28 protein-coding genes are annotated in these 25,332 nt (G+C 65.2%); 5 read left to right on the top strand and 23 right to left on the bottom strand.

Annotated elements, in window-relative coordinates; genetic code table 11:
* Positions 1–127: 127 nt before the first annotated feature.
* The 23 genes from AC3WLX_RS25320 to AC3WLX_RS25210 form a co-directional block, all read right to left on the bottom strand.
* Positions 128–901 (bottom strand): lytic transglycosylase domain-containing protein, encoded by a 774-nt coding sequence (locus AC3WLX_RS25320; protein ID WP_006022601.1) that lies wholly within the window; start codon positions 899–901, stop codon positions 128–130.
* A 3-nt stretch (positions 902–904) separates the two neighbouring features.
* Positions 905–1,252, bottom strand: a complete 348-nt coding sequence (locus AC3WLX_RS25315) for a DUF736 domain-containing protein (protein WP_006022602.1) — start codon at positions 1,250–1,252, stop codon at positions 905–907.
* A gap of 70 nt (positions 1,253–1,322) precedes the next feature.
* Entirely contained in the window at positions 1,323–1,868 is a 546-nt protein-coding gene (locus tag AC3WLX_RS25310; protein ID WP_006022603.1) for a S26 family signal peptidase, read from the bottom strand.
* On the bottom strand, positions 1,865–2,386 hold the full coding sequence (locus AC3WLX_RS25305) for a DUF2840 domain-containing protein (RefSeq protein WP_006022604.1): 522 nt from the start codon (positions 2,384–2,386) through the stop codon (positions 1,865–1,867). The genes AC3WLX_RS25310 and AC3WLX_RS25305 overlap by 4 nt, the downstream gene beginning before the upstream one ends.
* On the bottom strand, positions 2,383–2,637 hold the full coding sequence (locus AC3WLX_RS25300; RefSeq protein WP_006022605.1) for a hypothetical protein: 255 nt from the start codon (positions 2,635–2,637) through the stop codon (positions 2,383–2,385). The genes AC3WLX_RS25305 and AC3WLX_RS25300 overlap by 4 nt, the downstream gene beginning before the upstream one ends.
* Positions 2,634–3,272 carry a ParA family partition ATPase gene (parA, locus tag AC3WLX_RS25295; protein ID WP_006022606.1) on the bottom strand — a complete coding sequence of 213 codons (639 nt, stop codon included), beginning with the start codon at positions 3,270–3,272 and terminating at the stop codon, positions 2,634–2,636. Before parA ends, AC3WLX_RS25300 begins: the two co-directional genes overlap by 4 nt.
* On the bottom strand, positions 3,269–4,429 hold the full coding sequence (locus AC3WLX_RS25290) for a replication initiator protein A (RefSeq protein ID WP_006022607.1): 1,161 nt from the start codon (positions 4,427–4,429) through the stop codon (positions 3,269–3,271). Before AC3WLX_RS25290 ends, parA begins: the two co-directional genes overlap by 4 nt.
* 18 nt (positions 4,430–4,447) lie before the next feature.
* Positions 4,448–4,729 carry a helix-turn-helix transcriptional regulator gene (locus tag AC3WLX_RS25285; RefSeq protein ID WP_006022608.1) on the bottom strand — a complete coding sequence of 94 codons (282 nt, stop codon included), beginning with the start codon at positions 4,727–4,729 and terminating at the stop codon, positions 4,448–4,450.
* 139 nt (positions 4,730–4,868) lie between these two features.
* Positions 4,869–5,435 carry a DUF2285 domain-containing protein gene (locus tag AC3WLX_RS25280; RefSeq protein WP_024584489.1) on the bottom strand — a complete coding sequence of 189 codons (567 nt, stop codon included), beginning with the start codon at positions 5,433–5,435 and terminating at the stop codon, positions 4,869–4,871.
* Positions 5,335–5,643: a transcriptional regulator domain-containing protein gene (locus tag AC3WLX_RS25275; RefSeq protein WP_006022609.1), complete on the bottom strand. Its 309-nt coding sequence runs from the start codon at positions 5,641–5,643 to the stop codon at positions 5,335–5,337. Before AC3WLX_RS25275 ends, AC3WLX_RS25280 begins: the two co-directional genes overlap by 101 nt.
* Before the next feature lie 111 nt (positions 5,644–5,754).
* Positions 5,755–6,021, bottom strand: coding sequence for a DNA -binding domain-containing protein (locus tag AC3WLX_RS25270; protein ID WP_024343455.1), 267 nt, complete (start codon positions 6,019–6,021; stop codon positions 5,755–5,757).
* 101 nt (positions 6,022–6,122) lie between these two features.
* Positions 6,123–6,377 (bottom strand): helix-turn-helix domain-containing protein, encoded by a 255-nt coding sequence (locus tag AC3WLX_RS25265; RefSeq protein ID WP_006022611.1) that lies wholly within the window; start codon positions 6,375–6,377, stop codon positions 6,123–6,125.
* Between the two features lie 184 nt (positions 6,378–6,561).
* Positions 6,562–6,885 (bottom strand): DUF736 domain-containing protein, encoded by a 324-nt coding sequence (locus tag AC3WLX_RS25260; protein ID WP_006022612.1) that lies wholly within the window; start codon positions 6,883–6,885, stop codon positions 6,562–6,564.
* Between the two features lie 581 nt (positions 6,886–7,466).
* Entirely contained in the window at positions 7,467–7,907 is a 441-nt protein-coding gene (locus AC3WLX_RS25255; protein WP_006022613.1) for a hypothetical protein, read from the bottom strand.
* A 142-nt stretch (positions 7,908–8,049) separates the two neighbouring features.
* Positions 8,050–8,217 carry a hypothetical protein gene (locus AC3WLX_RS25250; protein ID WP_006022614.1) on the bottom strand — a complete coding sequence of 56 codons (168 nt, stop codon included), beginning with the start codon at positions 8,215–8,217 and terminating at the stop codon, positions 8,050–8,052.
* Positions 8,218–8,395: 178 nt separating this feature from the next.
* Positions 8,396–8,800: a hypothetical protein gene (locus AC3WLX_RS25245; protein WP_137903083.1), complete on the bottom strand. Its 405-nt coding sequence runs from the start codon at positions 8,798–8,800 to the stop codon at positions 8,396–8,398.
* 133 nt (positions 8,801–8,933) lie between these two features.
* Positions 8,934–9,857 (bottom strand): DUF2493 domain-containing protein, encoded by a 924-nt coding sequence (locus tag AC3WLX_RS25240; RefSeq protein WP_492338409.1) that lies wholly within the window; start codon positions 9,855–9,857, stop codon positions 8,934–8,936.
* Between the two features lie 308 nt (positions 9,858–10,165).
* Positions 10,166–11,203, bottom strand: a complete 1,038-nt coding sequence (locus tag AC3WLX_RS25235; protein WP_006022617.1) for a DUF7146 domain-containing protein — start codon at positions 11,201–11,203, stop codon at positions 10,166–10,168.
* Positions 11,203–15,516, bottom strand: a complete 4,314-nt coding sequence (locus AC3WLX_RS25230) for a strawberry notch family protein (RefSeq protein WP_006022618.1) — start codon at positions 15,514–15,516, stop codon at positions 11,203–11,205. The genes AC3WLX_RS25235 and AC3WLX_RS25230 overlap by 1 nt, the downstream gene beginning before the upstream one ends.
* 149 nt (positions 15,517–15,665) lie before the next feature.
* A complete protein-coding gene (locus tag AC3WLX_RS25225; protein ID WP_006022619.1) occupies positions 15,666–16,079 on the bottom strand; it encodes a hypothetical protein in 414 nt (137 codons plus the stop codon).
* A gap of 166 nt (positions 16,080–16,245) precedes the next feature.
* Complete coding sequence (locus AC3WLX_RS25220) at positions 16,246–18,384, bottom strand: ParB/RepB/Spo0J family partition protein (RefSeq protein ID WP_006022620.1); 2,139 nt, start codon at positions 18,382–18,384, stop codon at positions 16,246–16,248.
* Positions 18,385–18,571: 187 nt separating this feature from the next.
* On the bottom strand, positions 18,572–19,690 hold the full coding sequence (locus AC3WLX_RS25215) for a DUF3800 domain-containing protein (RefSeq protein ID WP_006022621.1): 1,119 nt from the start codon (positions 19,688–19,690) through the stop codon (positions 18,572–18,574).
* 151 nt (positions 19,691–19,841) lie between these two features.
* A complete protein-coding gene (locus AC3WLX_RS25210; protein ID WP_024338475.1) occupies positions 19,842–21,035 on the bottom strand; it encodes a hypothetical protein in 1,194 nt (397 codons plus the stop codon).
* Between the two features lie 256 nt (positions 21,036–21,291).
* Here AC3WLX_RS25210 and AC3WLX_RS25205 point away from each other — a divergent pair, with 256 nt between their 5' ends.
* The 5 genes from AC3WLX_RS25205 to AC3WLX_RS25185 all read left to right on the top strand — a co-directional run bounded on the left by AC3WLX_RS25205 (position 21,292) and on the right by AC3WLX_RS25185 (position 25,332).
* Positions 21,292–21,921 carry a DUF6088 family protein gene (locus AC3WLX_RS25205; protein WP_006023614.1) on the top strand — a complete coding sequence of 210 codons (630 nt, stop codon included), beginning with the start codon at positions 21,292–21,294 and terminating at the stop codon, positions 21,919–21,921.
* 75 nt (positions 21,922–21,996) lie between these two features.
* On the top strand, positions 21,997–22,827 hold the full coding sequence (locus AC3WLX_RS25200; RefSeq protein ID WP_006023613.1) for a DUF6088 family protein: 831 nt from the start codon (positions 21,997–21,999) through the stop codon (positions 22,825–22,827).
* Positions 22,824–23,903, top strand: coding sequence for a nucleotidyl transferase AbiEii/AbiGii toxin family protein (locus tag AC3WLX_RS25195; RefSeq protein WP_006023612.1), 1,080 nt, complete (start codon positions 22,824–22,826; stop codon positions 23,901–23,903). Before AC3WLX_RS25200 ends, AC3WLX_RS25195 begins: the two co-directional genes overlap by 4 nt.
* Positions 23,900–24,757 carry a response regulator transcription factor gene (locus AC3WLX_RS25190; RefSeq protein WP_006023611.1) on the top strand — a complete coding sequence of 286 codons (858 nt, stop codon included), beginning with the start codon at positions 23,900–23,902 and terminating at the stop codon, positions 24,755–24,757. Before AC3WLX_RS25195 ends, AC3WLX_RS25190 begins: the two co-directional genes overlap by 4 nt.
* Positions 24,754–25,332, top strand: a complete 579-nt coding sequence (locus tag AC3WLX_RS25185) for a hypothetical protein (RefSeq protein ID WP_006023610.1) — start codon at positions 24,754–24,756, stop codon at positions 25,330–25,332. Before AC3WLX_RS25190 ends, AC3WLX_RS25185 begins: the two co-directional genes overlap by 4 nt.

Below are 25,332 nucleotides of genomic sequence, written 5' to 3'. Positions count from 1 at the left end.
CAACCGACCCAAGCCGCACCTCGCGGCCTTTTATCCTGCCATCGTCCGGTCGTGTTGCCTGCCTCTACCCTCAACGCACACCATGACGCGCTTGAGCACGCTATCGTGCGATCAGGAACCGGGCTGCTCATGGCGCATTCCTTTGGCCCGAACGCGGGACAAACAGCCCGCCCGACTGCGGCTCGATGGCGGAAACATCGCGCACGGACGATGTCGTCATCGCGGCATCGGAAGCGCGCTCGGCCGGTACGGGAACGGGTATCGATATGCGCTCAGCTTGCGCGATGAACAGCGGCGCGCGTGTCCAGGCGAGTGCATCGGCCGCGGCGGCCACGATCGGCCAAGTCGCATCGCCGCTGGTCACCGACGGCGCGACGATGGCGACATAGGCGCGCGTTTCCGCGGGCAGCGCCCGGCCCTTCAGCGAGTCCTCGTAACGACCAGGACCGGCATTGTAGGCCGCGATCCAGCCGGGCGATCCGTAGCGATCGAACAGCTCGCGGATGTAGCCGGCGCCGGCGATGATGTTGTCATGCGGATCATAAGGATCAGCGCCGAGACGGTGGCGAAGGCGCAAGCCTGCCCAAGTGGGCGGCATGATCTGCATCAGGCCCATCGCGCCCTTCGGCGAAAGGGCGCGTGGATCGCCTGCACTTTCGGCACGCATCACCGCCCTGATCCATGCGATCGGAACGCCGAAGCGCCGCGAAGCCTCGGCGATATGATCGCCATAGGGATCGCGTGGCGACGGTCGATCGGCGCCCAAGTCCTGCGCCATCGTGATCGCCGGCATGATGCTCGCGAGGCTAAGGCCGGAAAGGAGGAGGAGAGCCATGCGCCGGGCAGCGCAGCGCGGCCCGGACGCAATCGAACGGCTCCTCGGTTGACGAGAGCCAAGCATCGCTCAGTCCTTCTCGCCGCGATCGCGCGGACGCGACCAATGCAGCGACCAGGCCGAGCCGCCATCGTCGTCGCGGAACATGTTGGCGCGGATCGGGTGCGGGAATGTCGGATCGTCGATCAGCAGCGCGACGTATTCGCCGGCCTTCTCTCCGGAGCGTTTCCATCCGGCGCCGATCTCCGCGCCCGGCTCATTGTTCATGCCGTCGAAGACATGCACGCGATACTGCGGTGCGTTCTCAACCTCGGTCGGTTCGGCTGCGATGATTATGACGTCCTGGTTCAAAACCAGCGTCGTCAGATGCCCGACGAAGCCGGTCTCGTCGCGCGTGAATTCGCCAATCTGGGGCATGTCAGTCTCCTTCGCGGTGGGGATTGGGACAGCCATCGGCGAGCACCGCTCCCGCCGAATGGGAAGGCGGTCAGCGTGTCGGCGCACGCCATTCGAAGCGGCCGGTGCCGTCTTCATCGGTCCACAGTGGGACGGCACGGCCGATGATCTGGTCGGTCGAGATCAGGCCGAAGTAGCGGCCGTCGAGGCTGTCGCGGACCTGCCAGTTCATGAGGAAGACTTCGCCAGTCTGGACCCGGCGGCAGCCTTGCCAGACGGGAAGATCGCGGCCTGCGCGATCGCGCTCCAGTGCCGCACCGACCTCCACACCATCGACGGTGATAGTGAGGTTCGAACGGCAAACGGTCTGCCCGGAGACGGCGAGGATGCGCTTCATCAGCGGCACGCCCTTGGGCAGGTAGCCGCGCTCGGCGAGGAATGTCGCGAGCGGCTCGGGCGCATCGACCGCAACGAGATCGGTAACGTCGAGCGGCCCGTCGAAGTCGATCGAATAGAACCCGATGGGCGCGCTCGCCGATGCGTTCCAGATCAGCTTGATGGGCATCGGCGTGAGGCCGGGATAGCCGACGCTGAGCGCGGCGAGCGTCGTCGCCAGGAGAAGTCCGGCGCGGCTCACGACTCGGCCTTTCGGCGCAGCAGGAATGCGCGATGATGGTCGAGCGTGTAGGTGCGCGGCTCGTGTCCAGCAGCGAGCCGGTTGTGGACGTGACGCCAATGATCGGGCGAAACCGCTTCGGGATCGATGCCGATGCGCTCGATGGCGTCGATCGCCTGCAGCACGCGCTCGACCCTGGGCCAGCTCTCGACCTTCAGCAGGATTTCGCCGCCAGGACGAACGAAAGGCAGCGTCTGGTACGTCTCGCCGCGCGCAACCGAGCGCACGACGTCGATGCGCGAGATGATCGTTCCGAAGTCATTCGAGGCCCAGCGCACGAAGGCGAAGACCGCGCCGGGGCGAAAAGACAGGACACGCCGACGGCGATCGAGAATCTGTTCGTGGGCGTGCGTGCCGAAGCGGATCCAGTTCTCGATCTTCTTCTCAACCCAGGTCAGTTCGACATGGGTGAGATTGTCTTGGTGGCGTGCGGTCGGCGTCGGGCCGCCGCGCGCGCGGGGGGCCGCGGCGCCGGTCATGAGGGGTCTCCTTCGATGTGTGGGAATTCGCGCGCGAGCATCTCGCGCAGCATGTCGGCAACGGTAACGCCGCGCCGGAAGGCAGCGATCTTGATCCGTCCACGTAAGGCGGGCGTGACGTCGATCGTCATGCGGGCGGTGAAGGCTTCATCGTCCGGCGCGCGCGGCGCGGTGGCATCTGCGGCCTTGATCCAGGCCTCTTGATTGGTCGGACGTGCCGCAAAGCCGCGCCGTTCGGATCGCTCGCTCATGGTGAGATCCTTTCGAGCTCGGTGACGAGCGCCGCGATCTCGCGCGCGGCGGGTCCGTCGTCGTCGATCTCGAAAGCGAGCCGGCCCGATTGCGCGGCGTCGGCGTAGATGACGCGCTGTCCGATCGCCGTGCGCAGCACTGGCGGATCGTGGTCGGCGAGCGTCTCGGCCGTCTCGCGGGCGATCACGGTGCGCGCGCCGCAGCGATTGAGGACGAAGCGAGCGCGAAGCTCCGGCCGATAGATGCGCGCCTCCGACAGGAGCGCCAGCATCTCGGCCGAGGCCCAACCATCGAGCGGCGACGGCTGCACGGGGATCAGCACGAGGTCGGCGGCGAGCAGCGCGGATCGCATCAGCCCGGCGACGCGCGGCGGCCCGTCGATCACCACATGATCGACATCGCGCGCCAGCTCGGGCGCCTCACGGTGGAGCGTGTCGCGCGCCAGGCCGACGACGCCGAACAGGCGCGGCGCGTGCTCGCGGGCGCGTTGCTGCGACCAGTCGAGCGCCGAACCCTGGGGGTCCGCATCGACGAGCGTGACCCGCTTTCCCCTACCGGCCCATTCGCCGGCTAGGTGCAGCGCCAGCGTCGTCTTGCCGACGCCGCCCTTCTGGTTGAGGAAGGCCACGATCATCGGCGGCCTCCCGGGCGTGGACCGAAGGGAAGCTGCGGAGGGCCGGAGGTCCCGTTTCTCGCCGCGCCAGCGTTGGTAAGAGCGGCGCTGCTGGTGCGCCGCTTGCCAGCGGCGCTTAGCGCGTTCGCGGCCTGCCGGACGAGGTTTTCCACCTCTCGCGCGCGCTCTTCAAAGTTAGATTCTCTGTTAGATTCTAAGTTAGCGAGGCGATTTTCGGTTCTGCTGTCGTGGGTTAGGCCGTGTTTCGGTTCCCGTTGGCACGAGGGGCCGGTTCCTGATGGCACGCGCTTTCGGGTTCCCGATGGCACGAAGCCTTTCACAGCTTTTCCACAGGGCGGCGTCCGCTCGAAAGCGAGCAACGTTCGGCCGCCGGCCTCGATCTCGAGGAACAGCGTGTAGCCGGGAAGCGGCTGGCGACGGATGATGTCGCGCAGCTCGAAGGCGAAGCGTTTGTACGGTGACAACGCGCCGGATTTCTGGTGGAGGTGGCGAAAGTCGAATCGCCAGCCATTGCGCTGGCGCCCGCCGTGCTTGCGCACCAGGCGATAGAGCCAGCGATCGAGCCCGCCTGTGAGATCGAAATAGGCCCGGTCGATCGTCAGCACGAGCGCATCGTCGAGAACGGCCTGATAAAACCAGTCCGGGACGATCATCTCGATCCCGTCCGGCTTGCCGTTGCGGTTGGTGCGCTCCTTCCACTCGTTGATCCACGAGAAGCGATGACGCCGGCCCTCGGCGGATTGGCGGATCGAGGTGCAGACCGTCGTGGATTGCAGACGATCGAGCGCGGCCTTCAAGCGCTGATAGTCGCGTAAGGACGTGCCGCGGCCGATGAATTTGAGAATTTCATAGGGCGTGGCGACCATCAGGCGCGACGTGCGCAGGCCGGCGTCACGCGCCTCGACGATCTGGCTCGCCGCCCAGATCAGGATGTCGGCGTCCCAAATGGTCGCCATGCCGTGATCGGGCACGGCCTCGACGCGGATCGACACATTGCCGGCGGCGAAGTCGATCGGCGCGACGCGGTGCGATTTGGAGAGGGAGAAAAACGGATAGGCCATGAGATCCTGTGCGTCTCGTGCTGCGAACTCGCCGGGGAGCGCACGGAACAGATCGAGCTGCCCGCGCTCCGAGAGGGACTGGTGTCGCGCCGCCATTCGGGAATCCGGGGGCGATCAGCGCGCGTATCGTCCGGCATGTGCCGGCGGCGCAGGCGTATGGCGCTTGGCCGGAAGCACGCTGCCGCGCGGATCGGAGGTGGAGGTGACGGCGCCGCGCTCGGCCCAGGCCTCAAGATCGTCGACCGCATAAACGACGCGACCGCCGAGCTTGCGATAGGCCGGACCCGTTCCGTAAGTCCGATGCTTTTCGAGGGTGCGGGCCGATAGGCTGAGGAATTCGGCGGCTTCCTTGGTGCGCAGGTAGCGCGGCGGGAGAACGGCGAGATCAGGTCGCATGGGAGGGCCTCCGTGGGTTCGTTGGGGCCGCCGGGAAGCGGCGGGTAACGAAGGCCACGTTGGCGAAGCAGGGCCGGCGAGATGCAGGGCGAATTCAGGGGGGCCTAAATTCGCCCACCAAGAGTCGGATGGAGATCGGCTAAAGTTGCCGCCGATGACGAAGCAACGTGCGATACCCACCCACCATCATCGCGCGGGCATCTCGAAGCAGGGCTTTGGTGGCGTGGCGGGCGGAAGATGCCTGCCAGTCGTCGCGACCGAGAGCGCCGATCCGAAATATGACCTGCGCAATTTCTTGCTGGGTCGCGCCCGCGCGATGACCGTCGAAGGCCTGCAGCATCCGGCACAGCCGAGCACGTTGCTGCCGTGTCAGTCGGGTGTCGGGCGGTATGGCGCGGCCATGGAGGGCGGAGAGCAAGCGGGCGACCGATTGGAGCCGGTCGAAGCCTTCCAGGCCGAGCGGGATGAAGGCGCCAAGAGATTTGGCGGGTCGTGTCTCGGACGGATGAACAAGCGCTACGCGCTGACCGTTTCCGAGATCGAGAACCAGATGGGTCTCGCTGCCGACATCGACGCTTACGGCGGCGTCGATCGTCGGTTGGGGATCAGCGCTTGCGGACGGAATATCCGGAGGTGGGCCAAGAACGATGGCGCTTGTGTCTTCCTGGGGAAGCCAGATCACCTGCGCTTCGGGAGGTGCCTGCATCGGGTCTACGGGGAAATCGCAACCCCCACCGCTGCCCGATCCCGTCGGTCAGCGTGCGCAGATCACTTTCGCTGTCGCCGAGCGCTTGAAAATCCCTGTCGTAGGTTTCGTTGCGGCGCAGCCATTCCCACGCGACGTCGGACGCGGTCATGTCGGCGACGTGCGCATAGCGTTCCGATGAACGCCAGCCGGAAGCATCTGGTGTCATCGCGATCCTCCCTAGTCTTTGAATTTGTGGGAGAGTCAGGATTCCCGGCTGGGTTGTTCAGTGGAAGTCAGAGGGCCGGCAAAGGGTGGTGCCGAAACGGCATCGCGGCGATCACTGTGCGGAGCGGACCAAGTCTCGATAGCCGTGCTCGGTCATCCACTGCGCGCGGGCGAGATGCGTGTCATGGACCTGGCGGCACCGCTGCGGCTCACGTGCCGTATCGAGGCCAAAGAGAATCTGGACGGCTTCGCGCCAATCAGCTCCGTCGCGCGAGGAATCGAGCAGGCGCAGATAGAGAACCATATGCTCGCGGTCATAGGCCGTGAGGGTCTGGCTGATCGGAGGCGCATCGAGAAACGGCGGCATCGCGGATTCCATCAGGCGACTATATTCGCGCGGAAAGCATTCGTTAACACTCGTGCCCGGCATTACTGTGACAACGTGCGATGGATGGTGTGCGCCACGCGATCACGGCGCTGCTAACGCCTCGTCGGCCGGTCGTCCCGCTCATGGAGCAGCAGCACTCCTTCGCCCTTGTCGGTGGAAAGCAGGACGATACCGGCTGTTTCAAGCGCCCTTCGCACCTGATCGCGCGTCGACTCGTACACCTCTAATCCACTTTCGGACTCAAGGCGCTTGAGCGCGGTTAGCGATGTCCGGGCCTTGTCAGCGAGCGTCTCCTGTGTCCACCCCAGCAACGCGCGTGCGGCCCGCGATTGTCGGGCGGTGATCATGCATGATCACCTCCCACCGACGGACACACGCTTGCCAGAACTACGACTATAATAGTCGTTCTTTGCGCCCATTGCGAGGGTAATCGGCGTCTCAGGGCTGGCGGTGCCCTCGCCGGGCGGCCGAAGTGATTCGCGCTAGCAGTGGAAAGGCCCCGGCCTGTTCGGCCGGGGCCTTGCTCGGGGCTCAGTCGCCGCGGCGGGTCGGGCGGGACCAGATCAGCGAGTGGGTGTCGCCGTCCTCGTCGTCGAAGAGGTTGGCGTAGATGGGGGCGTTGAAGCTCGGATCGTCGAGCTTGAGGCCCAGATAGTCGCGGCCCTCGTTGGAGCGCTTGGACCAGGCGGCGCCGATTTCCGCGCGGCCGACCAGAACCCGGTGGCTGGGGGCGTTCTCGCCGGTGGCGCGGGTGTCGGGGACGATGCGCACGCCCTTGGCTTGGACGCTGAGGGTTACGATTTCGCCGGTGAACTCGTTCGAGCCGGTCTTCTTGAAGGTGCCGATGGTCGCCATTGTAAGTCTCCGTTTCGTTTTCGGGACCGCTCCATTGCGGCCTCGATGGCGATCGACAGGCCGGAGGCGACCGACGCCGCATCGCTTGCGACCGGAGCAACGCGGAGGATGGCAGGAACGACTTTGTTGTTTCGCGAGGAATGACGGCCTTGGCCGGCAGGGGAAGAAAGTCGGGACGCGCCGTTGCGGCATAGGCGGTCGAGGCGCAGCCGTCCTTCGGTCAGATCAGGCCATTGGAGAGGCCGTTCGGAGCGGTCTGGAGACAATCAGGAACGGAAGATCATGGCGACCCGGTCGCAACCAGCAGACGGCGCAAGCTGAAGATCATCTGCGACCCGTCCTCCCCTTGTACAGGCGAGGGTCGAGCTTTCGTTTCGAAGTCGGCCAGTGGAGATGACGCCCTCGACTTCGTGTTGCACCGTTCCCGCGCACAGAGGCGCCGAGCAGAAATCCGGGCGCTGTTGAGGCGGCCGCACGATGGGCTTCAGTCAGGTTCCGGTGACGCGGCTCCCTCTCCAACTGCACAACGCTGAGGGCTGAAACCCCCGACTGGTCGTCCCGGCGACGGTTCCGTCGTGGTGTCAGGCTGGTGCAATGCCCTGGCTGGACGGGCCGGTGCTTGCCATCCCAGCGACGCGCGCGAACGCGGTGACGCCGACCGCGACCGCACCGATGACGGAGAACACGAGCTGCCAGGTCTCCGACGGCATGGTGTGTTTCACGATGCCATGCGTGGCGTGGAAGCCGGCGATCGCCGCGGGTGCGACAAATGCCAGCGCGATCAGCAGGCGTGCCCAGAGCGGGCGGACAATTCCAAGCAAGAGCTGCCCCACGCCCAACGTCAGGCCGGCGCCGAGCATGCCGATAAGGATGGCGCCGAGCCAGCCCGCGCCAGTGTCATAGGCCCAGGTGCCGGCGGTCACGCCCGCGAAGAATGGCAGTGCGAACACCGCGAGCGTGAACAGCAACCAGCACAAGATGCCGATGGCTGCGAAGGATAGGACAATGCCGAGGATAATCATGGTGGTGTCTCCGAAAGAGCAAATTCTGACGGTCGCGCCTTCCACCACCACCACGGCGCATTCGGGAGCATAGCAAAAGCTGTGCTCCGTCGGGAGCGGAAACCGCAGGGGTCTCCGCGTCGCCTGGAAGGGTGGCGCGCCGTCATGGCGCGAAGGGATCGACCTCGTGGACGATCTCCGAGACGTCGCCGTCGTATTCGTTTGCGGGTGTCACCGAGAGAGTGCCGTCGCCCGCGCGGAAGATGACGATGACGGCCATCAGCGTGGTGGCGAGGCTGAAGGCGAAGGCGTGTGCGTCGGGGAAGGACATCGATCCGGCTCCTGTTTCGAGCGGAGGACCATCCCCCCGCTGACAGGCGCCCGATGTGTTCGGCCGATGGCCGCAATCACCGCGCAGGCAACGCCGGCGCGGCGGCACGCTATGCGTAGTCCGACCCTTTACGGGTTGATGGCGTCAGGCCATCGGCTGGACCAAGGACCAGCGCCATTCAGCGGGGAGTGGTCTTCTCCGGGCTGGAAGCCGAGTCGATGTGGCCGTGACGTTGGTGAAGCCGTACTGTCTGCGCGAGCTGCCGTGCGACCTCACCTGCGTCATCCGCAAAGCCTGGTGGCCATTTCCTCGACGGCTCGCGCTGAAACCCGCCACGCTGAAAATGCGGATGGAGGTGGCTGATAATCCACTCGATGCGTGAAGGAGGCACCAAGCCGGCTTGAGCCGAATAATGGAGTGCCTTGGCGAGATCGTGCCCGATGTTCGCGCGGTTCCAAACATCATCGGTCGCGACGTTAAGCAGATAGGATTTGAGGAGGAGTTCGATGGCAATTGCAATCGCATGAAGGGCTTGATTGTCGAATCCTTGATCCGCCGCCCATTCGGCGGCTGCAGCCTTCACGGTGGCATTCTCCAGGAAAACCGCAGCGAGAACGGCGTCCGAACGTGCCGGTTTCGGGAGTGGCTTCAGTCGCTGCATTCGTTGCGTTATGCCATAGGCTTGGCCGTTTAGCAGGTGCCCGATGCGGCGGCGCTTACGCGCCGCCGAATTTCCACACCGGGATGCCGAGCTTCTTGGCTTTGTCGGCGAGGTTGTCATTGATGCCGGTGCCGGGGAAGTGCAGCACGCCCTTCGGCAGGAATTGCAGCATCTCGTCATTGCGTTTGAAGGGTGCTGCCCGGCCGTGCTTCGTCCAGTCGGGTGCAAAGCCGATCTGTGGGACATTGCGATTCCTGGCCCAGAGAGAAGCGATCTTCTCGGCACCCTTCGGCGACTTGCCGTGGATCAGCACCATGTCGGGGTGCTTCTCGTGAACCTGGTCGAGCTTGGCCCAGATGAGGTGATGGTTGTCGAAATCGAGCCCGCCGGTGACGGCGATCTTCGGTCCAGGCGGCAGGAGCACTTCCTGCTCGGCACGCTTCTTCGCCATGATGAAGTCGCGGCTGTCGATCATCGCCGAGGTGAGGTTGCGATGATTGACCTTCGATCCTGACCGCGGGAGCCAGGCTTTGCCGACCTGGCGTTCGTAGTGCTCGGCGGCCTGGTCGCGCATCAGTTCGAAGGCGGTCTGGCGTTCGACCTGTGTCTTGCCCTCGGCGATCAGGCGCTCGAGATCGACCGACTTCACCTCGCTGCCGTCCTGTTCGCGTTGGGAGCGCTTTTGGGCCTGCTCGTTGTCGTCGAGCTCGCGGTTGATCCGTTCGGCGGCGCGATGAAAGACGTTCACGGTCGACCAGAGGAGATCGTCGAGGTCGGGTTCGAGGCGCGTGTCCTCCAGGGTCACGATCAGGGCGTCGAAGATGTCGGCGACCGCGCCCGCGACCGCGTTGCCGTCCGGCAGAAGCCGCTGATCGGGTTCGTCGGCGAAAGGCCGGTAGCCGTGGAGCTGCAATTCGTTGAGGACGTGGTCAGTCGGTGAGGATTCGTGGTGCGGTTCGTAGTCGTCGAGATCGCGCATCGGATGCTCCGTCGGATGGACCGCGACCGTCGCGGCCTTCATGGCGACGAAGCACACCGGCGGGGCGGCCCTGCACCCGGAGCGCGAGCGAGGGCCGGAGCGTCAGCGGAGGATGGCGGAGGCCGGCTATTTTGTTTCGCGATGGAAAGCGGCCCCTTGGGGCCGCGCCGGAAAATAGTCGGCCGCAGCCATTGCCGGGCCGGCCTGCCTGTGGGCCGATCGCCCTCTCGAAGGCCGAGGCGCGGTCCTCTCCGATCCGCTGCGTCTGAGCGAGTACGGCGGCGGGGCCGCTGCCGCTTCCTTACCGGCTATGCCGCCAGCGCCATGAAGCGTGCGACGTCCTGCGGCCCGAGCTGTACCCGAGTCTGACTGCGCAATGTCGCGATGCCGAGGGTGCGGAGATCCTCGTTGAAGTCCCCGAGCTGTGGAGAGATCACGATCGCCTCGATCCCGGCCGCGTTCGCCCGTTCGATCAGGCTGTCACGCGCACCATCGCCTGCCGGATCGTCATCGCGCAGGATGTAGAGCCGCCGCAGCGTGTCCGGGAACAGGATGGCGGCGAGATGTGCCGCGGAGAGCGCCGCCACCATCGGCATGTTGGGCACGACCTGGCGGATTGAAAGGACCGTCTCGATGCCTTCGCCGGCTGCCATCACTTCGCCACCAGCGCCAAAGCGGACCGCGTTGCCGAGGAGATCGCCCATCGCCCGGCGCGGGGTTTCGAATGGCGCCTTGTCGTGGCGTCGTGAGTCGAGCCAGGTGCGATGCGCCCCGGTGATCATGCCGTCGAGGTCAGTGACAGCGGCGATCATGGCCGGCCAAGTCTCGGTCGGCGCATGCTCGTCCGGGCGATAATAGCAGTGCGGGTGGAAATACAGATTTCCGGCTCCACGGAGATCCGTAATGCCGCGTTGCCGGAGATACGCCGCGACGATTGTGCCCGCAATCGGCTGCGACATGCGGATGAGGCGCCGTGCGGCTTCGGGCGATCCATGTGGTGCGGGCGCCAGCGGCTGGAAGGCGGAGGGTTCCGGCGCTGGTGGTGGCATGCTGAGGAAGAGCCGAGCCTCGTCGGCGACATCCTTGAAGTCGATGAGGCCGCAGCTCTCGCGGATGACGTCGAGGAGGTCTCCATGCTCGCCGGTAGCGGCGTCAGTCCATTTCCCGGCGGGGCCTTTGGGCGAGTCCTTGAGCCGGACGTACATCGAGCGGCCCTTAGTGTTACGGGCGTCGCCCACCTGCCAGTAGTTGCCCTGACGGTGGCCATTGCTGAGATAATGGCGGCACACCGCCTCGGCCTGTCGGCCGAGACGTTGCGCGAGATCGGATGCGTCGAGACGGGCCATCACGCTGCCTCCCGCTCGCCGACGCGCTGGATCGGGTAGGTGCCGATCAGCTTGCCGATGATGGTCGCGCCGTCCGCGCCGACGGGCACGAAGAAGCGGAGCTTCCACGAGATGATCTCGCTGAAGAGGCCAAAGGCGCGCAGGCGCTCGCGCATCGCGTCGGTGAAGCCGGAGAGTTCGATGCGATCGGCGCCCATGACGCGCACGCGACGGAGTTGGAGGCCTTCGGCGAGATCGAGGATTGTCTTGCCCTCGATGAGCGCGGCATAGGCATGGTCGGCGGACAGGTTCGTCGTTCCGACTGTCGTGGCGTTGGCGACCCATGCGGGCGACACGCGGCGGCCGATGATCCGTTCCCCGTCATCGGTCTGGAGCCGATAGACACGGCTCGACTCGTTGGGCAGCCGCTTCCAGATCGGCAGCAGCAGGCCAGCGACGATGTGGATCGTGGAATCGGAATAGGCTGGCACCTCCGCGATCTCGGCGTTCCAGGCGGCGGTGAACTCGGCGCGACTGGCGGCGATCCAATGGCTTTCGTCCATCATGCGGATGGAGGCGTGATGCTGCTCCATCGGCCGGATCAGCCGCACGCGGCGTTCGATCTCCCCGTCGTCGAGCATCAGCGAAGGCGCTGGAAGCTGAACCGCGGCGCGGTGGGAGCGCTCGTTGACCAGCAACTTGGCGACCGGATCGTCGAGCCAAGCCATCGCCTCCTCGGCGGTCATCGGCCGGTTGCGCTCGCGCTGTTGGATGGTCAGCAGGCTGGTTTCCGCGCCGGTGCCGGGATGGGTGTAGATGGTCTGGCGATCGGTGACGACGAAGCTCTCCGCGCGCAGCGTCTCCAGTCCGATGTCGTAGATGCCGGCGGCGATCGCGCCCTCGACCTTGGCGGTCAGAAGCTGCTCGAAGGCGGCGAACAGGACGTCCTGCAGGTCGATGGTGAGCGCGAGCAGGCGGTTGAGAAAGGTTGTGATCGGCGGGAGCTCGTCCTTGATGCCGTTGTCGTCCATCAGCTTCAGGCCGGTCGTGTCCTCGAACCGCTGGAGCGAGCACCCTTCGATCTTGCCGCGGACGATCAGGATGTAGAGCTGGCGAAGCGCATCGCGCGCATAGTGGCTCTCCAGATTGTCCTCGGGTCGGAACAGGCCCTGGCCGCCGGTCTGGCGCTGTCCGCGCGTGATCGCGCCCAGCGTGTCGAGCCGGCGCGCGATGGTCGATAGGAAGCGCTTCTCCGCCTTCACATTGGTCGCGATCGGACGGAAGAGCGGCGGCTGCGCCTGGTTGGTGCGGTGGGTGCGGCCGAGGCCTTGGATCGCGGCGTCGGCTTTCCAGCCCGGCTCAAGCAGATAGTGGACGCGAAGCCGCGTGTTCCGTGCCGACAGCTCCGCATGGTAGCTGCGGCCCGTACCGCCGGCATCGCTGAACACGAGCACGCGCTTCATGTCGTCCATGAAGGCCTGGGTCTCGGCGAGATTGGCGGACGCCGCGCGGGTCTCGACCACAAGGCGCTGTCCCTTGCGCACGATACGACGCGAGCGGCCGGTGACTTCGGCCACCACGTCCGCGCCGAAATGCTGGACGATCTGGTCGAGCGCGCCCGGCACCGGCGGAAGGCTCGCGAGTTTCTCGATCAGCTCGGTGCGGCGGGCGACCGCCTCGCGGCTCTCGACCGGCTGGCCGTCGCGAAAGACCGGACGCGAGGACATATTGCCCTCGCCGTCGCTGAAGGGCTCGTAGAGCTGCACCGGGAAGGAATGGGCGAGATAATCGAGGACATATTCGCGGGGCGTGATGTCGACGCGAATGTCATTCCACTCCTCGGTCGGAACTTCGGCCAAGCGCCGTTCCATCAGCGCCTCGCCGGTCGAGACGATCTGGATGACCGCGGAATGCCCGGCCTCCAGGTCCGCCGCGATCGAGCGGATCAACGTCGGCGTCTTCATCGATGTTAGCAGATGACCGAAGAAACGCTGCTTGGCGCTTTCGAAGGCGGAGCGCGCGGCGGATTTGGCCTGGCGGTTCAACGTCCCGGTCGAGCCGGTGATGTTGGCCGCCTGCATGGCCGCATCGAGATGGTTGTGGATGATGGCGAAGGCGCCGGCATAAGCATCGTAGATGCGCCGCTGCTCGGCGGTCAGCTCGTGCTCGACCAGCTCATATTCGACGCCGTCGAACGACAGCGATCGGGCGGTGTAGAGGCCGAGCGCGCGAAGGTCGCGGGCAAGCACCTCCATCGCCGCGACGCCGCCGGCCTCGATCGCCTCGACAAACTCGGCGCGGGTCGAGAAGGGAAAATCGTCGCCACCCCACAGACCGAGGCGCTGCGCGTAGGCAAGGTTCTGGACCGTGGTGGCGCCGGTGGCGGAGACATAGACGACGCGGGCATTGGGCAAGGCGTGCTGCAGGCGAAGCCCCGCGCGCCCTTGCTGCGAGGGCGTGACATCGCCCCGTTCTCCCTTGCCGCCGCCAGCGTTCTGCATCGCGTGCGCCTCGTCGAAAATGATCACTCCGTCGAAATCGGAGCCCAACCATTCGACGATCTGCTTGACCCGCGAAACCTTCTCGCCGCGGTCGTCGGAACGCAGCGTGGCATAGGTTGTAAATAGGACGCCTTCCGGCAGAGCGATCGGCTTGCCCCGCGGGAAGCGCGAGAGCGGCGTGACCAGCAGGCGCTCCATGCCGAGTGCGGACCAGTCGCGCTGCGCATCCTCAATCAGCTTGTCGGATTTGGAGATCCAGACCGCCTTGCGCCGGCCCTGCATCCAGTTGTCGAGCACGATGCTGGCCGACTCGCGCCCCTTTCCGACGCCGGTGCCGTCGCCGATGAAGAAGCCGCGGCGGAAGCGGACGACGCCGTTTGCATCATCGGCGGCGGCCGCCACGACATCGAAAGTGTCGTCGATGGTCCAGGAACCTGCGAGAAAATCGGAATGGGCTTCGCCCGCGAAGATCAGGGTTTCGAGCTGGGAGTCTGAGAGCGAGTCCATGATGGTCGCTGGCAGCGTCGGCCGATAGCTCGGCTTGGGCGGGGCGACCGAGGCCATGGCGGCGGATTGCACGAGCTTGGTGGGATGGGCCTGAGAGCCGGGAATACGGATCGTCTGCAATCCGTATTGCTCGTAGATCGCGTCGCTGAGGCGGGCGCCCTCGGCCGGGGTCCAGTCGACGGTCTCATAGGCGAGCGGCACGCCCTCGGGATCGGCGAGGCCCACGCGGGTCGCCGATGTCGCCGCGGTGCGCGCGAGATAGCCGCGAACGGTGCGCGGCGTGGCGCCGGTCGGCATGACCTGAACAGCAGGCGCGACAGCCAGGCGCGGCGGCACATGCTCGGCGATCCACGTCATCAGCGTGGCGATGTCGGGAGCGGTGCCGGGGGACGCCGGAAATGCGGATGGCTCGTCGGCCGGGATCTTGTCGATCACGGTCAGCCGGGTTTCGACGGTCGTGCCGTGCTTGGCATAGACTGAGCCATGGACGGCGGCGGTGAACACGACGCGGCCCCTCTCCTGCAGGCGGACGAAGGCGTCGCGCCAGGCCGGTATGTCGGGGCCGAAATTCGCGCCGGTGATCGCGACCAGGCGCCCGCCATCGGCGAGCCGCGCGAGCGCGGATGCGAGATGGCGATAGGCTGCGTCGGCGACACGCCCCTCGACATTGGCGAGGACCGAGAATGGCGGGTTCATCACCACGATTGTTGGGACGGTCGCCGGGTCGAGATGATCGTCGATCTGGGCTGCGTCGAAGCGGGTCACGGGAATGGCCGGAAAGAGGGAGGAGATGAGTGCGGCCCGGGTTTCGGCGAGTTCGTTGAGGACAAGCGTGCCGCCGGCGATCTCGGCGAGGATGGCGAGCAGGCCGGTGCCGGCCGATGGTTCGAGCACGCGATCGGCGGGTGTGATGGCGGCCGCAGTGATCGCGGCCAGGCCGAGCGGGATCGGCGTCGAGAATTGCTGGAAGGCCTGCGCCTCCTCGGAGCGGCGCGTGTGGGTGGGCAGAAGTCCCGCGATCTTGCCGAACAGAGGAACCGCCGCAGCCGGAGACCCGGCTTTGCGCAAAAGCGCCTTTCCGTATTTGCGGAGCATGAGGACGGTTGCGGCTTCGCAGGCGTCATAGGCGTCCTTCCAGTCCCAGGCGCCGGCAGTATCGGACGCGCCGAAGGCGGTCTCCATGGCGGTGCGCAAGACCGCGGCGTCGATGCGCTCGCCGCGCTCGATGTGAGGAAGGAGGAGAAGTGCCGCGGCATGGATGGCGGCAGCGTCGGTCGGCTGATCGGCGGCGGTCGGCAGCGCCGCCGCAAGGGTGTGAGCATTCATGGGAGACGTCCTCGGGAGAGCGGAGCGGGAAAGCCCGCCGGCGCTCTCTCTCGGACCGGACGGGCTCAAACCCGTCCCGGCCTTCCTCTCGCTCTCAAGGGGCGCGGCCCGGCCGCGCCATCAAGCGACAGACAATGGTCTCGATGATGTCAGGCACCATCGCCGCCATCGATCACCTCGGCGAGCCAACCGTTGGTATAGATCCACGCCACAGTTTCGCCGGTCGCGAGATCGAGGACATGCGCGCCGCCACCGAAGCCATCGAGACGCGGCCGGGAGCAGGTGTTGGCGTACTGAAAGCCCCATCGGCCGGTGAGGTGGAATTCGGCGGCGCAGCGTATGACGAACTGGATCAGCCGTTCGGGATCGCCGGTGACATCGTCGCGCATCCAGAGTTTGGAGCCGCCATGCTCGGGCTGGATGGACAGGAGGAAGCCATCGGACGGCGGTTCCTCGGATGCTCCGTCCTCGGACAGTTGGTTGTAGAGATCGAGCGCGCGGGCTGCGGTCTCGGGCGTGCCGACATCGAGCAGGCATGAGAAATGGGTGAAATAGTCGGCCATGAGGCCACTCCCGGAGAGCAGGGAACGGGAGAGCCGGCAGGCGCTCTCTCCTCCATGTCCGGCTCGCCACGTCCGGGCCAAACTCTCCCTCTCGATCGGCGCGCATGAAAAAAGCCCGACGCCCCCGAAGGGACGCCGGGCTCGTCAAGTCAGATGAGGACCGCCGTCACTCCGCGGCGGCGAGGTGCCGTTCCTCCTCATCATCGGTGTTGGTCTCCTCGTCATCGCCGTCGAGGAAGTCCGGCAACGCCTCGTCGCCCTCGCCAGAGTCCGCCTCGGTGCTTTCGGCATCGGCGCCGGAATTGCGCAGCGGTTCGGGCAGCCAGCCCGTCTCGGCGAGGAGACGTTCGGCTTCGGTCGCCATGTCGCCCTTCTTCAGATGTGCGATGAGTTGGGCGGCGCGCTCGCCGGCGCCTTCACGCACCGCTTCGAGGATGCGGGGCTTGGTGACGCGGCCGAGATAGTTGGCGACGGTCGGCCGCCACCCGGCTTCGGCCATGTCGAGCCCGACCGCCAGCGACAGGCGATCGGCTTCGGCGATGCGCTGTTCGACACTATGCGCCGAGACACGGCCACCGTAGCGATCGGCCCGCTCATAAAGCGCATTGACGCCGAACGAAGCGCAATGGGCGAAGAGTTCGGCCTGTTCGGGGCCAGTCAGTGCGGCCAGCCCATCCCAGAGATCAGCGACTTTGGCCGGGAGCCGTTTGCGCCAGCTATCGTGCCGGGCCTCGATCGCCTTGGCATAGACGCTGTCACGAAGCCCTTCGGGCTGCGAATGGAAGGTCGTGCCCCGCACGCTGACCTCCATCGCGAAGCCGTACTGGCTGCCGCCGTAGAACACGTCCTGGCAGAACTTGTGCAGGACGGCGACGAAGGCGACCGAGGGATCGGTGGCGAGCTTGTCGCGGAGCGCGAGGGTGCGATCGGCGGTCAGCTCCGTGATCAGTCGATCGGGGAGCGGCTTGATCGTGTCGTCCTCGTCCTCCTCCTCGGGCTCGGCAGGTTTGCCGCAGATGGTGATGACCGCGCGCTGGACCGAAGGCGACGCCGGATAGTCAGCGTCATCGTCGCCGCCATCCTGCTCTTCACCCTCGCCATCGCCCGCCTGGTTGGCGATCTCGTCCTCGGGTCGGACATAGCCGCGGTCGATCGACAGCGTGCCGTCGGCGTCCAGGCTGACGAAGACCCCGGCGATCGCGATGTCGGCGGGTTCGTAGTGGACCGGCCGCTCGTCGAAGCTGGCGAGCGCGGTTTCGATTTCGCCAAGGCGCTGATCGATCTCGTCCGGCAACTCGTCGGCGTTCTCATATTCGGCCTCCAGCTTGGCGCACTCGGCGTTGAGCGCCTCGATGGTCGCCTGTTCGTCAGCCGTCAGGTCGAGCGGCGTGCCCACGATCTCGCGCAGGCCGTGGGTGGCGCCATAGGGGAAGCTCATCGCCACCTCGATCCATTTCCAGCCTTCGCCGGCGATCGCTTCGGCGGAGGCTTTCAGCTTGTCGGCGACCAGGCGATCGAGCAGCGCAGGATCCTGCAGCCAGCCGCCGTCGTCATCCTGGAAGAGATCGCGCAGCACGCAGCCGCCGTTGGTTTCATAGGCATCGATGCCGACGAATACGGCCCGCTTGTCGGATGCGCGGACGGCGGTCTCGGTCAGCATGCGCCGGATCTGGTAGGGTTCCCTCTGCCAGCTATTGCGAACCGACTCCCAGACCTGCTCCTGACGCGCATGATCGTTGGTGACGGTGAAGGCCATGAGCTGTTCGAGCGTGATGCCGTCCTCGGCATAGATATCGAGCAATGACGGCGAGACGGCCGCGAGGCGAAGCCGCTGCTTCACGACCTGGACGGACGCGAAGAATGCAGCCGCAATCGCCTCCTCGGTCATGCCCTTCTCGCGCATCGCCTGGAACGCGCGGAACTGGTCGAGAGGATGCAGCGGGGCGCGTTCGATATTCTCGGCCAGCGACACCTCGTCGACGAGGATGTCGGCATTGGCGTCCGACACCACGCACGGCACCTTGGAGGTCTTGGTGAGGCGCTTCTGCTTGACGAGGAGCTGCAGCGCGCGGAAGCGACGCCCGCCCGCCGGCACTTCGTACATGCCGGTTTCCTGGCCGTCGGCATCGAGCACCGGCCGGACGTGGAGGGACTGGATGAGACCGCGCCGGGTGATCGACTCGGCCAGCTCGTCGATCGAGACGCCAGCCTTGACGCGGCGGACGTTCGACTGGCTCAGCACCAGCTTGTTGAAGGGGATGTCCTGCGCCGACGACAGGGTGATCTTCTGAATGGCAGTTGCCATGAGACTTACTCCGCGACGGGCGCCGAAAGCCTCTCTCTCGACCCTAAACCCGTCACGAAGCGAAGCACCGCCCTCTCACTCTAGGAGGGCAGCGACACCATCAAACGCCATCGGTAAGGTCACTGCCAGAACCGGCGATGATCCCGCGCCAGTCCTTCGTATTCGCCCATGACGGCTTGATGCCGCCCTAGAAATTCGAGCGCGGTTCGATGCCGAGGAAGCGGATCATGTTGTCGGGCGCGACGAAGTTGACACCCGAACCCAAGCTGCGGTCGCCTGTTGCGACGAGGCGGCGGAAAATCGCTACCTTGTCAGGATGCATGGGGGCGCCGCCCCACACAGCGTCCTGTACATATCGCGCGATGAAACCGGCGAGGACGTCGGCGACCTGAATGCCGATAGAATCGTGCGATCGCTGGAATTGCAGGTCGGCCGCCTGCGAGAATTCGAAGTCGGCCGTCTGCAGGGGCAATTTCACGCCAAGCTGCGCCAGGTCCTCTGCGAGCTTCTTGTTGTGCAGAAGAATGTCTCCGAACTGCAATTGCTCGTCGTGGAACAGCGTCACGCCGGAAACCTGCTTTCGCGCGAAGCGATTGATCCGGGCGTAGATGTTGGTGAACGATGTCAGGTTCGGCAGAACCCAGAGCAGCTTCCCGGCGGGATTCTTGTCGGGAATCGGTAATGCCCGCTCGACGGCCTTGGCTTTCGGCAGCTTGCGGAAGTCCTTCAAGCTGTCGCGCGCAAAACGGATGATCCCCGCCGCCACGTCAGTAGGCGGAACTCCGCTTCCCTGCGCCCACCGAATTATTTGCTTGTAAAGTTCGCGTATTTCCGCGTGGTCTCTGCTTTGGCAACATGCGGCAAAGGCGTGAGCCAGCTCGGGAGGTGCATATAGCGCCATGTAGTTCGCCATAACGCCCTTCATCCAAAGGGCGCCAGGTTGAGTGTCGCATTCCCCCACATAGGGCACCACCATTCGCTCGATGATGTTCACGACAACGAAGAAGTGCTTGTCGACAAGCTCGATAAAGATTGGGGCGCGGCGCGTCTCAAGGAGGTCCAGAAGATCAAAGATGAAGCGCGGCTTGTCATAAGCCTGTTTTGATTTGAGCTCCGACGACTGGATGCGGTGCGCCTTTTTTAGTGCGCCCAATTTATCGGTGAAGTCCTGGTCGAGCGTGCAGCCGAATGCAGCCAAGGCGAACATGCGCTGTTCGACGAAGTAGGAGTCGATTTTGACCGTGCTCAGGTCGCCGGTATTGCCGCTTTCATCGATGTAATATTCCGCAGGCGCCTGCTCTAGCATTCTGTATCCAGTCGCTCGTTTGGCGATTGTGCTCCATGCCGCACCACTGAATAGGTGACCTGGATCTGGGCCACAAGACAGCCCGGAAACAGTATGGCTAGGGGACGCAAAGCCGGAGACACGGACAACCGCATCTCCGGCATTGCGGGGATCAGGCGGCGCGATCGAGCAGCTTCTTGGCCTTGCCTTCGAGCTCGAGCCGCGCGTCCTGGTGGGGCTTGTCGCGCGCGACGGCGGTGATGCCCTGGACGAAATCGAAGATGCTTTCCGGCGGGCGGCCTTCCTCGGCCAGCACCGCGTCGATGATTTTGCCCGTCTCGGCTTTCGAGAAGCCGCGGCGGCGCAGGAATTCGGTGCGCTCTTCGTCCTTGTGCGCGACGATGCGTTCGCGCGCCGCCTTGATGCCGGTGATGAACGGCTGCGGTGAGGAGTCCGCGAAGCTGAGCAAGGCCGGCGCCGCCTCATGGGCGAAGCGCGAAGCGGCGTATTTGGAATGGCGGATGGAGATCTCCTCGAAATCTTCGACGCCCCACAAATTGCGATTCTGGCACACGGCCCTGAGATAGAAGGACGCGATACCAAGGGTCTTGGCGCCCACTTCGCTGTTCCAGGCATAGAAGCCCCTGAAATAGAGATCGGGCGATCCATCCGCGAGCTTGCCGGCTTCGATCGGATTCAGATCGTCGACGAGGAAAAGGAAGACGTCGCGATCGGAAGCGTAGAGCGTCGTGGTGTCCTTGGTGATGTCGACGCGCGGATTATAGACGCCGGTCGACCAGTCGAGGACACCGGGCACTTTCCAACGGGTGTCGCCGGTGCCGTTGCCGGCGATGCGCTGCACGGCTTCGACCAGCTCGTGGTCGTAGATCCGGCCGTAGTCGGGGCCGGTCACGGCGCGCAGCTCGACGCGGCCGTCGTCGGTCTCGAGGGTCTTGATCTGCTCGGCGCGGTGGGCGGTCAGCCCATATTGCAGGTTGATGCCGGCGAGCGCGGCGGGGAGCTGCCGCAGATAGGCGGCCGGCGCGCCGACCTGGCTCGCGAGCTGACCGAAACTCCAGTGCGTCGGAGCGATGGGCTTGTCGGCGCCTGGTAGGATCAGGGCAAGCCGTTCGGGATCGGTGCGGCTGGCTTCGACATGGATAAGCGCGGATTCGACAACGCGCGTTCGGCTGCGCTCGGTGCGCTCGCGGACGGTCCGGCCGAGTTCGGCGAGCGAGAGATAGCGCTCGTCGTCGGGTCGCGAGAACCACTCCGAGGAAACCCGACCGATGCGCTCGCCGCGGTTGATGTCCACCTTCCAGCCGCCACTCACGTCGCGCCGGGCATCGAGAACCTGCATGTTCATGGGATCAAACTCCATGACGGGCGCCGGAAGACTCTCTCCCGACCCTCAACCCGTCACGGAAATCCGGTCCACACTCTCACTCTAATGAGGGCGTTGCGGGGTCTCCCCGCAGAAGGGGTCGGCCGAGACCCTGGGCTCGGCCGCAGGGGAAGGCTTTCCCCTCCAGGCCCCCTCTCAATCGCTGGCCCTTCCAGTCGGTTTGGGGGAGATTGAAAACTGTCAGAAAACCGCATATATTTCTGACAGGAGAAGTGCCGTGCAACGACTGACCGAACAGATTCTGGCGCACACCGAGGGCTTGCCCGAGGGCGCTCCGATCGCGGCGAAGAGCCTGCTCCATCTCGGCAATCGCGCCGCGGTGGATCAAGCCTTGTCGCGACTGGCTGAACGTGGCCGGCTGATGCGTGCCGGGCGCGGCGTCTATCTGCGCCCGGTTTCGAGTCGGTTCGGCGTCCGCGCGCCCTCCGTCGAGAAGGCCGTCGAAGCCCTCGCGCTCCAGCGCGGCGAAACCATCGTGTCGAACGGTGCCGCGGCCGCTAACGCGCTCGGCCTCACGACACAGGTGCCGGTCCGGTCGGTCTATCTGACATCGGGCCGTAGCCGGACGATGAATCTGGGCCAGCAGGTCGTCGAGCTGCGGCATGCGCCGCGCTGGCAGTTGGCGCTGGCCGATCGGCCCGCCGGACAGGCGGTGCGAGCGCTCGCCTGGCTGGGGCCGGAAAAGGCAGAAGCCGCCTTGATGACGTTGAAGCGCAAGTTGCCGTCTTCCACGTTCGGCGAACTCGTCGCGGTCGCGCCCCAGCTACCGAGCTGGCTCGCCAGGACGGTCGGCAAAGTTGCATACGGCCGAAGGAGCCATTCTCAGGTGGGCGGCCTACCTATTTAGATTGTCCGAAATTTGTATATTTATTTCGGACAATCCACTTGGTTCGCGTCCGAAAAAGGACTACAATTTTCGGACATGAACACCGACTCGCCCGATCTGAAGAAAGCCATGCTCGAGCGCATCCGTGCGGATGCGCCACGCAAGGTCTGGACGCCCAGTGACTTCGTCGATCTCGCCTCGCGGGACGCGGTCGATAAGGCGTTGCAGCGGCTGACGAAGGTCGAAATCCTTAGGCGGATTGATCGTGGGCTCTACGATCAGCCTGGCTTCAACAAACTCACCCAGAAACCCAATCCGCCTGATCCGCGCTCAGTCATCGACGCCGTCGGGCGACGTGACCAAACCCGGATGCTTGTCGACGGCATGACCGCGGCGAACGATCTGGGCCTAACTGACGCCGTCCCCGCCAAAATCGTGGTGCACACCGACGCTCGGCGCCGCGCGATCAAGCTCGGCAACGTAACGATCACCTTCCGTCCAACCGCGGCCAGCAAGCTATTCTGGGCCGGACGACCAGCGATGCGCGTCGTCCAAGCGCTTCACTGGCTGCGCGATCTCCTGGTTCGTGAAGGAGAAAGTGATCAGGTTAGGCGCAAGCTCGCCAATCTTTTCGAAGATCCCACGGTGGGACCGCCCCTCAAAGCGGATCTCACTGCCGGTATGACAGCTCTTCCGACATGGATGTGGGTGTTTCTCAAGCCGCTCGTTGAAAGCGACGCCGGCGTTCGTCGTCGGCACGTCGATGATGATCGTGATGATGCTGATCATGATCGTCATCAACAAAGAACGGCGGACGATGCCGATGATCAGCGTCATGCTGCCGTCGCCCGGCCCAAGCGAAAGCCGCTCTCCCCGCAGAAGGCACAAACTGCCAAGCGCGGTGCAGCCCGGGCGGTGAAGACATGAATCCGGCTTTCGACGAGGTTCTCGCGGCCGGGTCGGACGCGATGTTGAGCGCCTTCGATACGACGGCGCTACGCCTCGGCACGGCGTCTCAGAATATCGAGAAGGACTTCTGGGTCTGCTGGACGCTGGATGCCTTGTTCAATGGCTTGAAAGAGGGCGGACCCCGCCTCCTCTTCAAAGGTGGAACCTCCCTGTCCAAAGGGTTTGGTTTGATCAATCGCTTCTCCGAAGACATTGATGTCACGGTGTTTCGGGACGACATCGGCGAGCCGGCGACCATCGAGGAGCTCGAAGCGCTGAGTAGCAAAAAGCGCCGGGCGCGCCTCGATGCGATCAAGGACGCCTGCCAAGCCTACATCAACGGCCCGCTGCGGGCTGAGTTGACGCAGATCCTGCAGGACCGGCTTCAGGCTGCCGGCCTCGATGCCGGCGCGGCCCGAGTGGAAGCCGATGACGCTGATCCCGACGGGCAGACGCTTCTGATCTGGTATCCCGCGGCGACGCCGCGATCGGATTATGTGCGGGCAGCGATCAAGATCGAGTCGGGCGCGAAATCCGCGCTCGATCCGAACAGCGAAGTGCCGATCAAACCCTATGTCGATGATGATCTGCCGGCGCTCGACCTGACCGTGCCGGCCGTCCGCACGGTCGATCCGGAACGTACCTTCTGGGACAAGGTTGTCATCCTCCATGGGCTGCGGCGCTGGTTCGACAAGCGCGGCGAGCTGCGCGGGGGCGGCCAACGCGTTTCCCGTCACTATTATGACCTGCACCAGCTCGCCGCGGCCCGCGTCGGCGCCGCCGCCATCGCTGATCCGGCGCTCGGTGCGGATTGCGTCGCGCACGCCCGGATGTTCTTCAATCGACCGGACTTCGATCTCGCGAGCGCTGCGCCTGGCTCGTTTGCACTCGCCCCGCATGACGCGATGATCGAGCAACTGCGCGTCGACTACAGGGCCATGCAGGGCATGATCTTTGGCGATCCACCGGATTTCGAGGCGGTGCTCGACAGCATCGGCTCGCTCGAGACGCGTCTCAACAAGAAGGGCGATACGGGAGGCGGGGCCGCGCGATGAACCAGTTGGAGGGAGCTTTCGACACCGGGCAAAAGGCAGACGCGCGTGGCGCGGGCGAAGCGATCGTAACCCCGCTGCGCAAACGCCGCCTCAGCGGCGAACTCTACGAGCGCGACCCGAAGATAGAAGCCCTCATCGCCGAATTGGCAGTCCTGCCGCGTGATGGCTTGATCGCCAGGGCGGAAATCACCAAGCGCTCGGACCCGGGCTACGTCCCGAGCGAATGTCTCGTTTACTTCATTCGCGCGAGCCGTCGCGACAACAACGAGGTGTGGTTCGAGCGCCTCTATCGGATCTTGACCGAACGGGTGCTGCGCAGTTTGCCCAGGGCGGAAAGCTCCGATGGAAAGACGGAATCGCTGACGCGCGGGGTCGTGCGCGACAAGGTGTTCGGCCGGTTCGTCGAGCTCTTTTCGGCGGACCGCGCCGCCTACGACGAAAAGGTCGACTACTTCGAGGTGCGCTTCGATGGCGCGCTAGCGAGCCTGCGGCGCGATGCGCAGGAAAAGGCCTGGCGCGACGAAAACCGTTCCCAGCCCCTCGAATATGACGAGGAGAGCGGAGAACTGTCACCGGAGGTCGAGGCGGCCGCAGGGACCCACGATCCCTTCGCCGTGTCGGATTTCGACGACCCGTCTTACCGGTCGCGCCTGGATGCAGCGATTGAAGCTCTACCGACAGAACAAAGCAGGATCATTCACATGTTGAGACAGGGCTTCCCCATCGACTCCAAGGAGCCGGACGTCATGACCATCGCCAAGGCTTTGGGCCGCTCCGAAAAGACCGTCCGAACCTACCGCGACAAGGCCTTCGCCGCCCTGCGAGCTGCCATGGCCGACGGAGACGAGCGGTGAGCCCCGGCGGCGGACGTCCATCCCGCGAGGCCGTGCTCGACGCGTTCGCGGTCGAGAGCGAGCCTGGCCGGTCGACCTTGGAACGCTATCTGCGGCTATACCCGGAATATGCCGGGGAGCTCATCGACCTCTCGCGCGAACTCAGCCGCGAGGCTTATGAAGATGCCGCACCCCTCTCTGCTACCGATCGGGCGCTGATCGACGCTGCCTGGTCGCAACACGCGAAGGTTATGCCGGCGGCAGCAGCCGACCCTTTCGCGGCGCTGACGGTCGATGACTGGCGCGCCGTCGCGCAGCGTCTGGACGTGCCCCGGCAGGTCGTGACCGCACTGCGCGAACGGCGGGTCTCTCTCGTCAGTATCCCGCGACGCTTCCTGGCGATATTGGCGGATGCGATGCGCAGCTCTGTCGCACAGTTGGAGTCGTCCTGGGGGCCAGCGCACCTGATTGTCGCGCGCAGCTATAAGGCCGACAGCAAACCGGTGGCCGGCGAGCAGGTCACCTTCGAGCAAGTGCTGATCGATGCCGGCGTCCCGGCCGAGAAGCGCGCCCGGCTGTTGGCGGAGGCGGACTGA

Source organism: Bradyrhizobium sp. FW305-F6 (assembly GCF_058782905.1).
Note: the sequence above shows the minus strand (reverse complement) of the source record. Positions and strands in the feature narration are given on the sequence as shown.

What these genes read in the sequence shown, in the direction of transcription:
- AC3WLX_RS25215 (WP_006022621.1), bottom strand. Translation starts at nt 19,690, where the DNA reads ATGCTAGAGCAGGCGCCTGCGGAATATTACATCGATGAAAGCGGCAAT.
- AC3WLX_RS25315 (WP_006022602.1), bottom strand. Translation starts at nt 1,252, where the DNA reads ATGCCCCAGATTGGCGAATTCACGCGCGACGAGACCGGCTTCGTCGGG.
- AC3WLX_RS25260 (WP_006022612.1), bottom strand. Translation starts at nt 6,885, where the DNA reads ATGGCGACCATCGGCACCTTCAAGAAGACCGGCTCGAACGAGTTCACC.
- AC3WLX_RS25200 (WP_006023613.1), top strand. Translation starts at nt 21,997, where the DNA reads ATGAACACCGACTCGCCCGATCTGAAGAAAGCCATGCTCGAGCGCATC.
- AC3WLX_RS25255 (WP_006022613.1), bottom strand. Translation starts at nt 7,907, where the DNA reads ATGATTATCCTCGGCATTGTCCTATCCTTCGCAGCCATCGGCATCTTG.
- AC3WLX_RS25300 (WP_006022605.1), bottom strand. Translation starts at nt 2,637, where the DNA reads ATGAGCGAGCGATCCGAACGGCGCGGCTTTGCGGCACGTCCGACCAAT.
- AC3WLX_RS25290 (WP_006022607.1), bottom strand. Translation starts at nt 4,429, where the DNA reads ATGGCGGCGCGACACCAGTCCCTCTCGGAGCGCGGGCAGCTCGATCTG.
- AC3WLX_RS25320 (WP_006022601.1), bottom strand. Translation starts at nt 901, where the DNA reads ATGCTTGGCTCTCGTCAACCGAGGAGCCGTTCGATTGCGTCCGGGCCG.
- AC3WLX_RS25235 (WP_006022617.1), bottom strand. Translation starts at nt 11,203, where the DNA reads ATGGCCCGTCTCGACGCATCCGATCTCGCGCAACGTCTCGGCCGACAG.
- AC3WLX_RS25210 (WP_024338475.1), bottom strand. Translation starts at nt 21,035, where the DNA reads ATGAACATGCAGGTTCTCGATGCCCGGCGCGACGTGAGTGGCGGCTGG.
- AC3WLX_RS25250 (WP_006022614.1), bottom strand. Translation starts at nt 8,217, where the DNA reads ATGTCCTTCCCCGACGCACACGCCTTCGCCTTCAGCCTCGCCACCACG.
- AC3WLX_RS25280 (WP_024584489.1), bottom strand. Translation starts at nt 5,435, where the DNA reads ATGCAGGCACCTCCCGAAGCGCAGGTGATCTGGCTTCCCCAGGAAGAC.
- AC3WLX_RS25225 (WP_006022619.1), bottom strand. Translation starts at nt 16,079, where the DNA reads ATGGCCGACTATTTCACCCATTTCTCATGCCTGCTCGATGTCGGCACG.
- AC3WLX_RS25190 (WP_006023611.1), top strand. Translation starts at nt 23,900, where the DNA reads ATGAACCAGTTGGAGGGAGCTTTCGACACCGGGCAAAAGGCAGACGCG.
- AC3WLX_RS25220 (WP_006022620.1), bottom strand. Translation starts at nt 18,384, where the DNA reads ATGGCAACTGCCATTCAGAAGATCACCCTGTCGTCGGCGCAGGACATC.
- AC3WLX_RS25275 (WP_006022609.1), bottom strand. Translation starts at nt 5,643, where the DNA reads ATGACACCAGATGCTTCCGGCTGGCGTTCATCGGAACGCTATGCGCAC.
- AC3WLX_RS25285 (WP_006022608.1), bottom strand. Translation starts at nt 4,729, where the DNA reads ATGCGACCTGATCTCGCCGTTCTCCCGCCGCGCTACCTGCGCACCAAG.
- AC3WLX_RS25195 (WP_006023612.1), top strand. Translation starts at nt 22,824, where the DNA reads ATGAATCCGGCTTTCGACGAGGTTCTCGCGGCCGGGTCGGACGCGATG.
- AC3WLX_RS25305 (WP_006022604.1), bottom strand. Translation starts at nt 2,386, where the DNA reads ATGACCGGCGCCGCGGCCCCCCGCGCGCGCGGCGGCCCGACGCCGACC.
- AC3WLX_RS25230 (WP_006022618.1), bottom strand. Translation starts at nt 15,516, where the DNA reads ATGAATGCTCACACCCTTGCGGCGGCGCTGCCGACCGCCGCCGATCAG.
- AC3WLX_RS25240 (WP_492338409.1), bottom strand. Translation starts at nt 9,857, where the DNA reads ATGCGCGATCTCGACGACTACGAACCGCACCACGAATCCTCACCGACT.
- parA (WP_006022606.1), bottom strand. Translation starts at nt 3,272, where the DNA reads ATGATCGTGGCCTTCCTCAACCAGAAGGGCGGCGTCGGCAAGACGACG.
- AC3WLX_RS25270 (WP_024343455.1), bottom strand. Translation starts at nt 6,021, where the DNA reads ATGGAATCCGCGATGCCGCCGTTTCTCGATGCGCCTCCGATCAGCCAG.
- AC3WLX_RS25265 (WP_006022611.1), bottom strand. Translation starts at nt 6,377, where the DNA reads ATGATCACCGCCCGACAATCGCGGGCCGCACGCGCGTTGCTGGGGTGG.